Here is a 14,546-nt window from a genome sequence, read left to right as displayed (position 1 = left end):
TCATGACCAATCTCCTCGTCCGCCCCCACGCGCCCGACGCTTCGGGCTCGGTGCTTGAAGTCACGCCCCAGAGCGCCGGCTGGAGCCATGTCGGCTTCAAGGTCGTCAAGTTGGCGCAGGGCCAGTCGCTGGGCGGCGGCGATGTTGATCGCGAGACCTGCCTGGTGGTGATGAGCGGCACGGCGAGCGTCACCGTCGGCGGACAGGATTTTGGCGCGATCGGCGGCCGGAGCAGCGTCTTCGAGGACGCGGCGCCCGGCGCGGTCTACGCCCCGGCCGGCGCGGCCTTCACGGTCATCGCGGTCACTCCGGTCGAACTGGCGCTGTGCTCGGCGCCGGGCAAGCCCGGTTTGCCGCCGCGGCTGATCGCGGCCGGCGACATGCCGCGCGAGGTGCGCGGGCGGGGGACCAATGTCCGTCACGTCCGCAACATCCTGCCCGAGACCGCTCCGGCCGAAGGCTTGCTGGTGGTCGAGGTCATCACCCCCGGCGGCCACTGGTCCAGCTATCCGCCGCACAAGCACGACACCGCGACCGACGGCGAGGAGACCGCGCTGGAGGAGACCTACTATCACCGCCTGAACCCGCCGCAGGGCTTCGCCTTCCAGCGCGTCTACACCGACGACCGGAGCCTCGACGAGACCGTCTGCGTGCAGGACGGCGACGTCGTGATGGTGCCGCGCGGCTATCACCCGGTCGGAGCCCCTCACGGCTACGACCTCTACTACCTCAATGTCATGGCCGGTCCGCACCGCAAGTGGATCTTCCGCAACGACCCGGCCCACGACTGGATCGCCCGCAAGGCCTGATCGGCTAGCTACAAAGAAGGAGCGCGTCATGCGCAGCATTCCCCACTTCGTCGGCGGTCGCGCCGTCGAGGGTACGTCCGGCCGCTTCGGCGACGTCTTCGATCCCAACACCGGCCAGGTGCAGGCGCGCGTCGCCCTGGCGACCAAGAGCGAACTGGACGCGGCCATCGCCGACGCCGCCGCCGCCCAGCCGGCCTGGGCCGCGACCAATCCCCAGCGCCGCGCGCGGGTGATGTTCGAGTTCGTGCGGCTGCTCAACGCGCACATGGACGAGCTGGCCCGCCTGCTGTCGTCCGAGCACGGCAAGGTCATCGCCGACGCCAGGGGTGACATCATGCGTGGTCTGGAAGTAATTGAATTTGCTTGCGGAATTCCGCACCTGCTGAAGGGCGAATATACGCAGGGCGCCGGCCCGGGGATCGACGTCTATTCGATGCGCCAGCCCCTGGGCGTCGTGGCGGGCGTCACCCCGTTCAACTTCCCGGCCATGATCCCGATGTGGATGATGGGACCGGCCATCGCCAGCGGCAACGCCTTCATCCTCAAGCCGTCGGAGCGCGATCCGTCGGTGCCGGTGCGCCTGGCCGAGTTGATGATCGAGGCCGGTCTGCCGCCGGGGATCCTCAACGTCGTGCACGGCGACAAGGACTGCGTCGAGGCGATCCTCGACCACCCGACCATCAAGGCCGTCAGCTTCGTCGGCTCGTCCGACATAGCCCAATCGGTGTTCTCGCGGGCCGGGGCCAACGGCAAGCGGGTGCAGGCCATGGGCGGCGCCAAGAACCATGGGATCGTCCTGCCCGACGCCGACCTTGACCAGGCGGTGGCCGACATCATCGGCGCCGCCTACGGCTCGGCCGGCGAGCGCTGCATGGCCCTGCCGGTGGTCACGCCGGTCGGCGAGAAGACCGCCGTCGCCTTGCGCGAGAGGCTGATCGCGGCGATCGGCGGACTTCGCGTCGGGATCAGCACCGACAAGGACGCCCACTACGGCCCGGTGGTCAGCGCCGCCCACAAGGCGCGGATCGAAAGCTACATCCAGATGGGCGTCGACGAGGGCTCGGAGCTGGTGGTCGACGGCCGCGGATTCACTCTGCAAGGTCACGAGGACGGCTTCTTCGTCGGCCCGACCCTGTTCGACCACGTCAAGCCGAGCATGCGGTCCTACCAGGACGAGATTTTCGGCCCGGTGCTGCAGATCGTCCGGGCCGAGAGCCTGGCCGAGGCCATCCAACTGCCCTCGCGCCATCAGTACGGCAACGGCGTGGCGATCTTCACGCGCAATGGCGACGCCGCCCGCGAGTTCGCCGACCAGGTCGAGATCGGCATGGTCGGGATCAACGTGCCGATCCCCGTGCCGGTGGCCTATCACAGCTTCGGCGGCTGGAAGCGTTCGGGCTTCGGCGACCTCAATCAGTACGGCCTGGATGGCGTGCGGTTCTACACCCGCACCAAGACCGTCACCCAGCGCTGGCCCAAGGGCGGGGCCGTGCTGGACCAGAGTTTCGTCATTCCGACGATGTGACTTCGGGCTCCTCCCCCCGAACGAGAGCGCTCCTGCGTGCGCTGAACTGGGCCTCGAACCTCCGGGTTTGGGGCCCTTCTTTTCAGGGCGTTCCAGATCGTTCTCGAAGTAGAAAAAATCTTCCATTCTAAATCGAAATGAAATAGCCTGTTCGGACAGAGGTCGACGATGGCGCCGCTTGAAGCGTCGCGGGAACCGGGGAGACGATCCGCATCATGACCGCCTTGCTGAAGTTCTTCGCGCCCGGGCCCGACGCGCCGCTGCTTGGCGACCAGGGCGCGATCGACACGCTCTACAAGCGCCATCGCTTCCGGATCATGGTGGCCATCACCTTGGGCTACGGCCTGTCCTATACCTGCCGCCTGGCCCTGGGCATGGTCAAGAAGCCGCTGATCGACGCGGGGATCTTCTCGCCAACCGAGCTGGGTCTGATCGGCTCGGCCCTGTTCTACACCTACGCCTTCGGCAAGCTGACCAACGGCTTCCTGGCCGACCACGCCAACATGAAGCGGTTCTTCGCCTTCAGCGTGCTGATCTCGGCGATCGCCAACATCGGCATGGGCTTCTCGACCACCGTCGCCCTGTCGGCGGTGCTGTGGGGCCTGAACGGCTGGTTCCAGAGCTTCGGCGCGCCGGCCGGCGTGGTGTCGATGACCCAGTGGTTCTCCAACCGCGAGCGCGGCCGCTACTACGGCATATGGAGCACCGCCCATTCGATCGGCGAGGGCCTGACCTTCGTGGCCGTCGGCGGCGTCGTCGGCGCCCTGGGTTGGCGCTACGGCTTCTGGGCGCCGGCCTTCTGCGGGATCCTGGTGGCGATCGGCAGCTATTTCCTGATCCAGGATCGGCCCCGGACCCTGGGCCTTCCGACCGTCGCCGACTGGCGCAACGACCACTGGCAGGCCGAGAAGCCCAAGTCGGCGGCCGGCAGCACCTTCAAGACCCAGCTTCAGATCCTCAAGATCCCGGCGGTCTGGGCCCTGGCCCTGTCCTCGGCCCTGATCTACGTGACCCGCTACGCGATCAACAGCTGGGGCGTGCTCTATCTGCAGGAGGCGCGGGGCTATTCCCTGGCCCAGGCGGGCGGCATGCTGATGATCAGCACCGCGGCCGGGATTTTCGGGGCCATCGGCTACGGCTTCATCTCCGACAAGCTGTTCAACGCCCGCCGCCCGCCGGCCAACCTGCTGTTTGGCCTGATGGAGCTGGCGGGGCTGGGGATCATCTTCTACGGCCCCAACACCTACCCGGTGCTGATCGCCGGCATGATCCTGTTCGGCCTGGGCATGACGGCCCTGGTCACCTCGCTGGGCGGGCTGTTCGCCACCGACATCTGCCCCAAGCGGGTGGCTGGCGCGGCGATGGGCCTGATCGGCGTGTTCAGCTATCTCGGCGCGGCGATCCAGGAGCAGATCAGCGGCGCCCTGATCGACAAAGGCATGCGCGTCGTCGACGGCGTGCGCCACTACGACTTCGGACCGGCCGTCCTGTTCTGGATCGGCGCCTCGGCCCTGTCCCTGACCCTCGCCACCAGCCTGTGGCGCACGAAGCTGAGAGACTGATCGTGAGCCAGCCTTCCCCCCTGATCCAGACCATGATCGACGCGGCCCGCGCCGCCGGCGACCGCCTGAAGCAGGACTTCGCCGAGATCGCCACCCTGGAGATCAAGCACAAGAACGGCCCCGCCGATCCCTTCACCATCGCCGACGTGCGCGCCGAGCAGACCGTGAAGGCGATCCTGGCGCAGGCCTATCCGGACTATGGCTTTCTGGGTGAAGAGGGCGGCGTCGTGCTGGGCGCCGACGCCTCGCACACCTGGATCTGCGATCCGCTGGACGGCACCGCCAACTTCCTGATCGGATTGCCGATCTGGGCGGTGAACATCGCCCTGGCGCGCGACGGCGAGGTGATCGCCGGGGTGACCTATGTGCCGATGCTGGACGAGCTGTTCCGGGCCGAGGTCGGGCAGGGCGCCTGGCTCAACGACAAGCCGATCAAGGTCTCCAACCGCCAGGGCCTTGAGCAGGCGATCCTGGGCGTGGGCATCCCCTTCATGGGCAAGCCGCGGCAGGAACAGTTCCACGCCGAGATGAAGCGGCTTACGGATCGGGTGTCGGGCGTGCGCCGCCTGGGCGCTGGCGCGGTCGACATGGCCTATGTCGCCTGCGGGCGCTTCGACGCCTATTGGGAACAGAGCGTCAGCGCCTGGGACATGGCGGCGGGCGCGGTCATCGTCCGCGAGGCCGGCGGCGTGGTCACCGACACCTTGGGCCGGCCGCTGGACCTGATGAACGGTACGGTCCTGGCCGTGACGCCGCAGCTGAGCGCCGCCCTGCTGCACGAACTGCGGCCGGTCGAGACCGCCTGACGTTCAACATCCGTAGTCAAACCGCCGTACCGAGCGCTGACCCGGGCGCTCGCGATTCCGCACGCGCCGAAGGACGCGAAGCCGCATGCTTGATCTCGTCACCGTTACGTCCGAGGAGTTCGCCGACCTGCGCGCCAGCCTCCCGGCCATCACCGATCGCTACCTGTTCGACGTGTTCGGGATCAGTGAGTTCACCTGGGTGAAGCTGCGCAAGGGCCTTCCGGTCAAGCGCTCGACCCTGGAACGGGCCTTGGCCAAGCGCGAGCGCTGGCGCGCCATGGGCGGGGCGGGGCGCAAGGCGGCCTAGCCGCCGAACGAGCGCTGCAGGGTCACGCCCGCGAACGCTCCGTGATCCATGCTCCGGGTCTCGATGCGCTTCAGCGGCGCCGCGCCGCGCAGCCCCGCATACCGCTCCCGCCGCCGATCGACCTTGCCGCGGGTCAGGTTGTCGACCTCCAGGCGCAGGTTCCAAGCGGAGGCTGGACGCATCTCGACGAAGGCCGACCAGCGCGCCTCGACCTTGTCGGTGCGCACTTCGTCGAAACGATACTCCTGCTTTTTCTCAGCCAGCACCGCGTCGACGCCCCACCGCATCCTGCGAACGGTCAGGTCTCGGGTTAAGTGCAAGGCGCCTTCCAGCGCCGGTTCGTCCGACAGGCCGCGCCGAGCGCCGGTGGCCGGGTCAACGACGCGGCTACGGCGCGCGGCGATGTCGGCCTTCAGCAGGCCGCCGGAGATCAGAGTGTCCAGCGGTAGGCTGAAGTTCAGCGCGATCTCGTCGCGCGTGGCGTGGCCTATATTGCCCGGCGCGTCGAAGGCGTAGCCGGGACCGACGATCGGCACGCGATCGATGGCGTCGGTGATTTCGTCGTGCCGCGCGGTTAGCACGATCGCTCCAGCCTGGCCGAAACGCTGTTCCCAGCTCGCCGCCAGCCGCCAGGTCTTGTCGGGCTCGAGATCCGGATTGCCGGCGGTGACGGTGTTGGAGGTCAGGGAGGTCGAGCTGACGAAATCCTCGAAGTCCAGCTGCCCCACTTGCCGCTCCAGCTCCAGCCGCAGCTGGCGCCGCTCGTCCCGAGCCCAGGTCAGCAGCAGGCGGGGCTTGGGGTAGAGGAAGCTCTTCTCCAGCTGGCTGTCGCCGCTCTGGCTCAAGCGCGAAGCCTCCAGACGGGCGCCGGCCTCGACCGTGAGGCTGGGACGCGCCCGCCATGTGGCCATGATGAACGCCTCGCCCCGGCGCTCTTCGACCCGGACATTGGCGGAGGGCAGGGCGATCGCCTCGCCGTTCTTCTCGAGCGCCGAGCGGCTGTCCAGGATGTTGAGCGCGGCTTCTCCGCCCAGTTCCACCGTGACCGTCGCGGCGTCATGGCGAAGCAGGAGGCGAACGATGGTTTCCGCGGCCTCCGAGGACAGGCGGGTCGCCGAGGTCTCGGTCCCCTCGGCCGACTGGTCGGCGCCTCGCGTGCGGGTGGCGTGGCGCAAGGCTTGAGCCGCCAGCGACCAGGACGAAAACACGGGGCGCTCAAGGCGACCTCCCAACTCGACCTCCTCGACGTGCTCGCGCTCGACGACCGTTTCGACCGACGGGTCGGGCGCGCGCTCGGTTTCCAGGATGTCGGCGCGGGTCTTCTCGTTCCTCAAATTGGCGTCGAGGCGCAACTTGCCGCCGAGCGCCCGGCGTTCATAGCCGATCGCCGTCTCGGCCGCGCGCGCGCCCTTGTCCTCGCGATAGAGGGCGTCGCGTTGTTGGGTTCCGTCCGGACGCGTCCAGATGAGCGGGCCTTCGCCCTTCTCGTCATCGACCGTGCGGCCGATGGAGGTCGACAACTCCAGCAGCCGGTCGCCGCGTCGCCGGGACAGTTCGCCGGCCAGGCGCGGGGCGGTGACGCCGTCGGGGTGAAAGGCGCTGGACGCCTCGAGCCGCCCACGCGTCGTCGTCTCGCGCACCCGCACCACGTTGGCGATCAAGCCGCGGCCCTGCATGTCGACGCCCGCCGCGCCGGCGCGGATCAACTCGACGCGGACGACGGCTCGAGCCGGGATGCGCCGCAGGATGGTCTCGAGACTTTCGGACTTGCTGGTCGGCCGTTGGCCGTCGATCAGGACATTGCCGGTCGCACCGGAAAAGCCCCGCACTTCGCTATCGCCGCCGTCGAACCTGAAGCCAGGAACGCGGCCGATCATGTCGAAGGCCGAATAGGGCTGGGCGTCGGCGAAGAAGGCGGCGGGGTAGGACGTGACCGCCTCCTGGGCCGCCAGGGCCGGCGTGACGGCGCCCGCCGAAATCAGGCCCGCCGCCGCGGCGGCGAAGCATCGTGCGGTCATGTCGGTCTCCCCGCGCGGCCTTTCCGCGTTCCTGGGAGACGCTTTGCCTGTTAGCGCCTGACATCCGGTCGTTGCGGTTCGTCAGGGGGGTGTCAGGATGGCGGTGAAATCCTGGGACCCATGAAACCGAACCTCATCCCACGTCTCGCCGCCGCCTTGGTCCTGTCGCTCGCCGCCGCGGCCCCCGCCTGGGCGGGCGATCACAAGAGCAAGGACCATGACGCCGCGCGAACCGCCCTGGCCAAGGGACAGGTCCTGCCGCTGACCCGCATCCTGGCGATCGCCGAGCAACACGCTCCAGGCGACGTGCTGAAGGTCGAGCTCGAGGATGACGACGGCAAGCTGGTCTACGAAGTGAAGGTTCTCGGGCGTAACGGCCGGGTCCGCGAACTCGACATCGACGCCCGCACGGGCGCGGTGCTGAAGATCGAGAACGATTGATGCGGGCGCTCGTCGTCGAAGACGATCCGGTCGTCGGACCCGACCTAGTCAAGGCGCTGGGCGCGGCCGGATTCGTGGTCGACCTGGCCCGTGACGGCGAGGACGCCTCGTTCAAGGGCAGCGTCGAGGACTACGCCGTCGTGGTCCTGGACCTGGGTTTGCCGCGCCTGGACGGCTTGTCGGTGCTGCGCCGCTGGCGGGCCGACGCACGGGCCTTTCCCGTGCTGATCCTGTCAGCGCGGGGCGACTGGACCGAGAAGGTCGAGGGCATCGAGGCTGGGGCTGACGATTACCTGGCCAAGCCGTTCGAGATGGGCGAATTGCTGGCTCGGTTGCGCGGCCTGGTGCGTCGGGCGGCGGGCCGGGTGTCGCCGGTGATCGAGATCGGACGTCTGGCGCTGGACACCCGGCGGATGTCGGCGACGATCGATGGCGCGCCTGTGCGGCTGTCGCCGCTGGAGTTTCGCCTGCTCGACTGCCTGGCCCACCAGCCGGGGCGGGCGGTGTCGGCGGGCGAACTGGCCGAGCAGCTCTACGGCGTGGCCGACAGTGGCGACGCCAACGCCATCGAGGCTCTGGTCGTGCGGCTGCGGCGCAAGGTGGGACCCGAGGTGATCGAGACCCGCCGGGGCTTCGGATACCAGTTGGGCGGCGCGCCATCATGACGTGTCACGCATGAAGGCTGGTTCGCTCCGCCTGCGCCTGATCCTGGGCGGGGCCATGGCCGTCCTGCTCGCGCTGGTCGTCTCGTGGCTGGCCATGACCTGGCTGTTCGAGCGCCATATCGAGCGGCGCGAGACCGATGAACTGACCCGTGTGGCGTTGAACCTGGTGGCGGGACTGTCGGTCGGCCCGACGGGGCGACCGGTTGTCGCTTCGAGTCCCGCCGATCCGCGCCTGCAGACTCCGGCCGGCGGGCTCTACTGGCAGGTGTCGACGACGGCGGGGGCGGTGCGGTCGCGCTCGCTGTGGGATCAGGCCCTGAAACCGCCGGCCGAGGCTTCGGCCGAGGCTTGGCGCGCCCGGATCGCCGCCGGCCCCTTCGACGACCGCATCCTGCTGGTCGAGCGTCGCGTGCGGCCCGACCATGCCGGGCCCGTCGTGCTGGTTCAGGTGGCCAGCGAGGAAAAGGCCCTGCGCGCCGCCCGCGCCGAATTCGGCCGAGACCTGGCCATCTTCCTGGGCGGGCTGTGGGTGGTTCTGTCGGCGGCGGCCACCGTTCAGGTCGTGCTGGGCCTATCGCCCCTGGCTCGGATTCGCGCCGACCTGGCCCGGCTTCGCGGCAGCGCCTCGGCGCGTATGGCGGACGACCATCCAAGCGAAATCGCGCCGCTGATCGCGGCCATCAACGACCTGGCTCAGGCGCGCGAGGCCGATCTGGTCCGCGCGCGACGCCGGGCCGGCGACCTGGCCCACAGCCTCAAGACGCCGCTGGCCGCCTTGTCGGCTCAGAGCCGGCGCGCCCGGGCGGCGGGCGCCGCCGAGGCCGCCGACGGCCTGGAGCGGGCCATCGAGGCCATGGCCGCGGCTCTGGAGACCGAACTGACGCGGGCCCGCGCCGCCGCCGCTCGCGAGACGGCCGTTCACGCCCAGGCCGAAGTCCTGCCGGTGGTCGAGCGTCTGGTGGCCGTGGTTGAGCGCACGGCCGAGGGTGAACGGCTGATGTTCGACGTCGCGATCGATTCGGGGCTGCGTGCACCGCTCGCCGAGGATGTGCTGACCGAGATGCTGGGCGCCCTGATCGAGAACGCCGCCCGTTTCGCCCGCCGGCGGGTGTTGGTGACGGGCGTGGCGGTGGAAGGCGGCGTGCGTCTGTTGATCGACGACGACGGGCCCGGCATGGAAGAAGGGCGGGCCGAGGCCGCCCTGATGCGCGGGGGGCGGCTGGACGAGGCGGGGCCGGGCCACGGCCTGGGCTTGGCGATCGTTCGCGATCTGGTCGAGGCTTCCGCGGGCGAGCTCACCCTGGGCCGTTCGAACCTGGGAGGACTGGCCGTCGCCCTGCTTTGGCGGGGCCGGGGCGCTGAGATGGTATAGGGATGCCGGGGCTCCGCCTGGAATGAATGGTCGAAATGGAATCTGCACGAAATTTTCCATTCGACTTGCAAAATAGAAAATCTGTTCGTAATGTCTGGTCGTCGGCCCAGAGCGCCCAATGGCGCCGTCGCGGAGAGTCGGCGAACAGAAGGGGAGGGTGACGTCCATGGCATCCAGGAATCTAATTGGCGTTCTGCTGCTGAGCTCCTGCATCGTGGCGCCGTGCGTGGCCGCCGCGCAGGAAGCCGTTCAGGTCGAGGAGGTCGTGGTCACCGGCCAGCGCGCCTCGGACCGCGACTCGTTGCTGAAGAAGCGCGACGCCGTCAGCGCCGTCGAAGTCGTTTCGGCCAACGACGTGGGCAAGCTGCCCGACCAGAACGTCGCCGAAGCCGTCCGTCGCCTGTCGGGGGTGTCGGTGGCCACGGACAAGGGCGAAGGCCGCTACCTGATCATTCGCGGCATCGAGCCGAACCTGGCCAACGTCACGATCAACAATCAGACCGCCTCGGCCCCCGAGCCTGAATCTCGCAACGTCAAGCTCGACGACATTCCCTCGGCCCTGATCGGCTCGGTCACGGTCATCAAGTCGCTGACGCCAGACCTGGACGCCAACGCCATCGCCGGCCAGGTCGACATCAACACCCTGACCGCCTTCGACCGCAGCAAGAACATCCTCAGCGCTCGTGTCGTGCGCGGCACGTTCGAGGCCACCGACGCCAAGGCCACCGAGGGCGACGTGTCGGTCGGCGGCAAGTTCGGCGCGGATCGCCAGTTCGGCCTGGTCCTGGCCGGCAACTACTCCAAGCGTCCGTCGGTGTCCGACGACGTGCTGGCCGGCAGCCGCCAGGTCGTGAACGGGATCGACCTGCCCGCCGAACTGGACATGCGTTCCTACAGCCCGGCGATCCGCAAGCGCTCGGGCGCGGTGGCCAACTTCGATTGGCGCCCCAACGACGACGTCAAGCTCTACGCCCGCCTGATGTATTCCAAGTTCGATGATAACGAGACGCGCGACCGCTTCCGCTTCTTCTTCCCTGGGTCGGCCGGCAACTACTCCACGCTCGACGCCAATGGCGGCGTGATCACCTCGACCAGCGCGCGGCACCTGGTGCGTCTGCGCAACGAGATCACCGACACCACCACCCTGGCCTTCGGCGGCGACTTCAATGTCGGCAAGGGCGTGCTGACGGTCCAGGGCACCCATGCGCTGTCGGAGAAGAAGGATCCGATCCGCGACGAGTTCGACTACCGTTCGACCGGCGCCCTGACGGGGACTTTCGTCGGCACGGTGGGCATGCAGGAAAGCCTGACCGCTGGAACCTCGGCCTTGGCCGCCGGCACCTATAACCTGCGCCAGTACAAGCAAGTCAGCCGCCATGCCGAGGAAAACCTTAACCAGGCGCGGGTCGACTACAAGCTGCCGATGGACGCCTGGGGCGAGGGCAGCTACCTGAAGTTCGGCGCCAAATATCTGGATCGGGACAAGTTCACCGACGCCACTGGCCACGTCTATACGCGCGGCAACGGCGAGACCCTGGTGGGCGAAACGGACGCGACCATTCCCACGGTCTACAAGGGCCGCTTCACGTTCGGCCCGACCGTGGACTACGGTTTGGCCCGCGCCTATTTCGACGCCAACAAGGGCCTGTTCGTCGACTCGCCCACCGATCGTCTGATCGAGACCCTGGGCTCGGACTTCAAGGTCGTGGAGAAGATCACCGCCGGCTACGGCATGGCCAGCGTCACGCGGGGCGATCTGACCATCATCCCGGGCGTGCGCGTCGAGCACACCGACGGCAAGACCTCGGCCATCGCCGTGACGCCGACCTCGACGGTCAACGACACCTATAACCAGTTCGGCGCCTACGACTACACCGACTGGTTCCCCAGCCTGAACCTGAAGTACAACATCTCCGAGCGCTTGCTGACGCGCGCCGCGGTGACGACGGCCCTGGGGCGCCCGAACTACGCGGACCTGGCGCCGACCCTGGCGGTCAGCGCCGCCGACAACGAGGTCACGCTCGGCAATCCGGACCTGCAGCCTCAGAAGGCCGTCAACTTCGACGCTTCGCTGGAATACTACTTCTCGGGTGAAGGCGGGATCTCGCTGGGCTTGTTCCACAAGCGGATCGAGAACCCGATCTTCACCTCGACGGTCAGGCAAAGCGGCAATTTCGGCGGCGTGAACCTGGTCAACGCCGACGTCACCCAGGTGACCAACGGCGACAAGGCGCAGGTCACCGGCCTGGAATTCAACGTCCAGAAGCCGTTGACCTTCCTGCCTTCGCCGTTTGACGGGCTGGGCGTCAACTTCAACGCCACCCTGGTCGACGGCAAGATGAACGTGCCTGGCCGGACCGAGAAGATCAAACTGCCCAACCAGTCCAAGCGGCTGGCCAGCGCCCAGCTGTACTATGAGAAGTACAATTTCTCGGCTCGGCTGGCCTACACCTACCGCTCGGCCTACCTGTTCGAACTGAACACGGGCGACGCTAGCGGCGCGAGCGACATCTATTTCGACAAGGTCACCACGCTCAGCGCCCGCGTGGCCTATCGGATCAACAAGGTCGAGATCTTCGCCGAGGGCAACAACCTCAACGACGCGACCGACTACTACTATTATCAAAACCGCAGCCGCTTCGCGGAGTCCGAGACCTACGGCCGCTCCTACCGGTTCGGCCTGTCCTACACCTTCTAGTCCAAGGCCGGGCCCGGGCGTTAAGCGACGTCCGGGCCTTGGCTTGTCTGCTTTCCCCCAAAATCGAGACGACGACCCATGGCGCATTCGACGCCGGCCTCGGCGCGCCTGATCGCCGGCAATTGGAAGATGAACGGCGGTGCGGGCCAGTTGCGGGAAGCCGCCAAGGTGGCCGCCGCCCTGGCCGGCAAGATCGGCGGGCCGAGGGTGGCGATCTGTCCGCCCGCGACCCTGCTGCACAGGCTCTCCGAACAGCTCCGGGGTTCAGGGGTCCTGACGGGCGGCCAGGACTGCCATGTCGAGGCGGCGGGCGCGTTCACGGGCGACATCTCGGCCGATCTGCTGGTCGAGGCCGGAGCGCGGCTGGCGATCCTGGGTCACTCCGAACGTCGCCAAGGACACGGCGAAAGCGACGCCCTGGTGGCGCGGAAGGCCCAGGCGGCCTCGGATGTCGGGCTGGAGCCGATCGTCTGCGTGGGAGAAACCTTGATCGAGCGCGAAGGCGGTCGGGCTTTGGAGGTCGTGCGCCGGCAACTGCGCGGGTCGCTGCCGCCCGGCTTGGCGGGGCGCGCCTTCGCGATCGCCTATGAGCCCGTCTGGGCGATCGGCACGGGTGCGCGGGCCTCGGAGGACGACATCGTCGAGATGCATCGGGCGATCCGCGCCGAGTTGATGAACCTGACTTCCCACGGTGGGCGTGTCTCGATCCTCTATGGCGGCTCGGTCACGGCCGACGGCGCGGCGGCGATCCTGGCCGCACCCGAGGTGGGCGGCGTCCTGGTTGGCGGCGCGTCGCTGCGCGCCGAGAGCTTCCTGGCGATCATCGAGGCGGCCGAGCGCTGACGCCCGGCCGGACCTGGCCGTCGGCGCCGTGTCAGCCGGGAACACCTTGCGCTTCACTGGTTCCTGATGGCGCTCAAAAAAATGGGGCGCCCCATGGCGCCCCATTTCCTGCTGATGCGCGCGCTTCTAGAAGCGGAATTGGCCGAACAGGCCGATCTCATCATAGGTCCCCTTGTCGGAGCCGCCGATCGTGCCGTTCGAGGTGGACAGCGTGCCGTTCTCGACGCTGTCGCGCTTATAGACCAGCGAGAAGTCGACGATCTTGGCCGGGCTGTAAGTCAGGCCGATGTTGTAATAATTGTCCTTCTTGCTGTCGGCCGTCTCCTTGTTGGGTTTGACGTAGTCGTAGCGGCCGAAGGCGCTGATCCTGTCGGTGAAGCTGTAGGAACCGAACAGCGAATAGCCGTCGGACTTGTCCGAGGTCGTGGTGGTGACGTTGTTCCAGTCCTCGGCCGAGAAGTACTCCACGCCCACGCGGTACTGCTTGGTGGTGTAGGCGGCCAGGGCGTTGAAGCGGGTAGCGGTGTGGTGGATGTTGGTCGCGCCCTCGGTGTCCTTGCCCAGCTTGCCGGAATAGCCGCCGACGGCCAGGGTCAGGTGGTCGATCGGGGTGACGCTGACGCGGCCTTCGATATCCATGCCCTTGGAGCGCAGCGGAGCCTTGTAACCGGCGCCGTCGATGATCGAGACGGCGTAGTTCACCTTGCCGCCGGCGAACTTGCCCGAAGCGTGGACGCCCCAATCGGCCGAGGTGCCGAACTTGGTGCGGTCGATCAGGGTGTTTTCCACATAGCGATAGCCGTACATGTCCTCGGCGAAGGGCACCCAGGGCAGATCCGTTGAACCCAGCTTGATGACCAGGGCGTCAGAGATCTTGGCTTGCAGATAAGCCTTCTTGATGTAGAGCTCGGTCGCCGAAATCGCCGACGAATACTGGAAGTCGGTGGTGACGTTGCCCGAAAACACGTCATTGAACTTGTGATCGACACCAATATAGAAGCGCTTGATGTCGAAGCCCGTGCCGCTGGGCGCGACCTTCTTGCCGTTCGACTCCTGGCTGATATTGGACAGGTCGTAGTACATGCGGCCCGACACCACGGTGTCGTCGGCCCAGGACTTCTTGGGCTTGGGCGCGGCGGCGGCCACGGCCGTGCTGACCTGGGTCGGGATCATCTTGATCTGGGCGTCGGCCTGGGTCTGCACCTGCTGGACCTGCATGGTGGCGGCCTGGGCCTGGGCTTGCGCCTGCTGGGCCTGGCTCTGGGTCTGAGCCTGGGCGGCTTCCTGAGCATTGAGGCGCTCGGTCAGGGCCTGGACCTGGGCCTTCAAGGCGGCCAATTCAGCGGCCTGGGCGCTCGGCGTGGCCACGTGATGCTTCTTGGCCGGCGCGGCGTTGGCGGGCAGGGCGGCGCTGGTGGCGACAATCGCGCCCAAAGCCGCGCCGGCAAGCAGCGACATCTTGGTCTTCATGGAAAAACCCCTCGTTTGCCCGCCCCTCGC

Annotated in this window: 12 protein-coding genes; 10 read left to right on the top strand and 2 right to left on the bottom strand. The window is 67.8% G+C overall.

Annotated features, from left to right (window positions below; genetic code table 11):
• The first annotated feature begins 2 nt into the window (after positions 1-2).
• The 5 genes from iolB (at position 3) to ASD38_RS21785 (ending at position 5,009) form a co-directional block, all read left to right on the top strand.
• Complete coding sequence (gene iolB, locus ASD38_RS21805) at positions 3-809, top strand: 5-deoxy-glucuronate isomerase (RefSeq protein WP_056446987.1); 807 nt, start codon at positions 3-5, stop codon at positions 807-809.
• Positions 810-837: 28 nt separating this feature from the next.
• Entirely contained in the window at positions 838-2,334 is a 1,497-nt protein-coding gene (locus tag ASD38_RS21800; protein ID WP_056463423.1) for a CoA-acylating methylmalonate-semialdehyde dehydrogenase, read from the top strand.
• 215 nt (positions 2,335-2,549) lie between these two features.
• Positions 2,550-3,896 carry an MFS transporter gene (locus ASD38_RS21795; RefSeq protein WP_056446980.1) on the top strand — a complete coding sequence of 449 codons (1,347 nt, stop codon included), beginning with the start codon at positions 2,550-2,552 and terminating at the stop codon, positions 3,894-3,896.
• A gap of 2 nt (positions 3,897-3,898) precedes the next feature.
• Positions 3,899-4,702: an inositol monophosphatase family protein gene (locus ASD38_RS21790; protein ID WP_082554914.1), complete on the top strand. Its 804-nt coding sequence runs from the start codon at positions 3,899-3,901 to the stop codon at positions 4,700-4,702.
• Between the two features lie 85 nt (positions 4,703-4,787).
• Positions 4,788-5,009 carry a hypothetical protein gene (locus tag ASD38_RS21785; RefSeq protein ID WP_056446977.1) on the top strand — a complete coding sequence of 74 codons (222 nt, stop codon included), beginning with the start codon at positions 4,788-4,790 and terminating at the stop codon, positions 5,007-5,009.
• Here ASD38_RS21785 and ASD38_RS21780 read toward each other — a convergent pair.
• Positions 5,006-7,027, bottom strand: a complete 2,022-nt coding sequence (locus ASD38_RS21780) for a TonB-dependent receptor plug domain-containing protein (protein ID WP_056463420.1) — start codon at positions 7,025-7,027, stop codon at positions 5,006-5,008. The two genes, ASD38_RS21785 and ASD38_RS21780, sit on opposite strands and share 4 nt — an antisense overlap.
• A 120-nt stretch (positions 7,028-7,147) precedes the next feature.
• Here ASD38_RS21780 and ASD38_RS21775 point away from each other — a divergent pair, with 120 nt between their 5' ends.
• The 5 genes from ASD38_RS21775 (at position 7,148) to tpiA (ending at position 13,046) form a co-directional block, all read left to right on the top strand.
• Positions 7,148-7,468, top strand: a complete 321-nt coding sequence (locus ASD38_RS21775; RefSeq protein ID WP_082560845.1) for a PepSY domain-containing protein — start codon at positions 7,148-7,150, stop codon at positions 7,466-7,468.
• Positions 7,465-8,133: a response regulator transcription factor gene (locus tag ASD38_RS21770; protein ID WP_162250271.1), complete on the top strand. Its 669-nt coding sequence runs from the start codon at positions 7,465-7,467 to the stop codon at positions 8,131-8,133. The genes ASD38_RS21775 and ASD38_RS21770 overlap by 4 nt, the downstream gene beginning before the upstream one ends.
• Positions 8,134-8,143: 10 nt before the next feature.
• Positions 8,144-9,505, top strand: a complete 1,362-nt coding sequence (locus ASD38_RS21765; RefSeq protein ID WP_056463414.1) for a sensor histidine kinase — start codon at positions 8,144-8,146, stop codon at positions 9,503-9,505.
• A 166-nt stretch (positions 9,506-9,671) separates the two neighbouring features.
• Complete coding sequence (locus ASD38_RS21760) at positions 9,672-12,203, top strand: TonB-dependent receptor (protein ID WP_162252156.1); 2,532 nt, start codon at positions 9,672-9,674, stop codon at positions 12,201-12,203.
• Between the two features lie 78 nt (positions 12,204-12,281).
• Positions 12,282-13,046 carry a triose-phosphate isomerase gene (gene tpiA, locus ASD38_RS21755; RefSeq protein ID WP_056463408.1) on the top strand — a complete coding sequence of 255 codons (765 nt, stop codon included), beginning with the start codon at positions 12,282-12,284 and terminating at the stop codon, positions 13,044-13,046.
• Positions 13,047-13,172: 126 nt separating this feature from the next.
• Here tpiA and ASD38_RS21750 read toward each other — a convergent pair whose 3' ends face one another.
• Positions 13,173-14,516, bottom strand: coding sequence for a hypothetical protein (locus tag ASD38_RS21750; RefSeq protein WP_056446958.1), 1,344 nt, complete (start codon positions 14,514-14,516; stop codon positions 13,173-13,175).
• Between the last annotated feature and the right edge of the window lie 30 nt (positions 14,517-14,546).

The organism is Caulobacter sp. Root487D2Y, assembly GCF_001427165.1.
Lineage (GTDB): Bacteria > Pseudomonadota > Alphaproteobacteria > Caulobacterales > Caulobacteraceae > Caulobacter.
The sequence above is the reverse complement of the archived record's forward strand: the minus strand, read 5'-3'. Positions and strand labels throughout refer to the sequence as shown.

What these genes read in the sequence shown, in the direction of transcription:
- ASD38_RS21765 (WP_056463414.1), top strand. Translation starts at nt 8,144, where the DNA reads ATGAAGGCTGGTTCGCTCCGCCTGCGCCTGATCCTGGGCGGGGCCATG.
- ASD38_RS21795 (WP_056446980.1), top strand. Translation starts at nt 2,550, where the DNA reads ATGACCGCCTTGCTGAAGTTCTTCGCGCCCGGGCCCGACGCGCCGCTG.
- iolB (WP_056446987.1), top strand. Translation starts at nt 3, where the DNA reads ATGACCAATCTCCTCGTCCGCCCCCACGCGCCCGACGCTTCGGGCTCG.
- ASD38_RS21750 (WP_056446958.1), bottom strand. Translation starts at nt 14,516, where the DNA reads ATGAAGACCAAGATGTCGCTGCTTGCCGGCGCGGCTTTGGGCGCGATT.
- ASD38_RS21785 (WP_056446977.1), top strand. Translation starts at nt 4,788, where the DNA reads ATGCTTGATCTCGTCACCGTTACGTCCGAGGAGTTCGCCGACCTGCGC.
- ASD38_RS21760 (WP_162252156.1), top strand. Translation starts at nt 9,672, where the DNA reads ATGGCATCCAGGAATCTAATTGGCGTTCTGCTGCTGAGCTCCTGCATC.
- ASD38_RS21780 (WP_056463420.1), bottom strand. Translation starts at nt 7,027, where the DNA reads ATGACCGCACGATGCTTCGCCGCCGCGGCGGCGGGCCTGATTTCGGCG.
- tpiA (WP_056463408.1), top strand. Translation starts at nt 12,282, where the DNA reads ATGGCGCATTCGACGCCGGCCTCGGCGCGCCTGATCGCCGGCAATTGG.
- ASD38_RS21800 (WP_056463423.1), top strand. Translation starts at nt 838, where the DNA reads ATGCGCAGCATTCCCCACTTCGTCGGCGGTCGCGCCGTCGAGGGTACG.
- ASD38_RS21775 (WP_082560845.1), top strand. Translation starts at nt 7,148, where the DNA reads ATGAAACCGAACCTCATCCCACGTCTCGCCGCCGCCTTGGTCCTGTCG.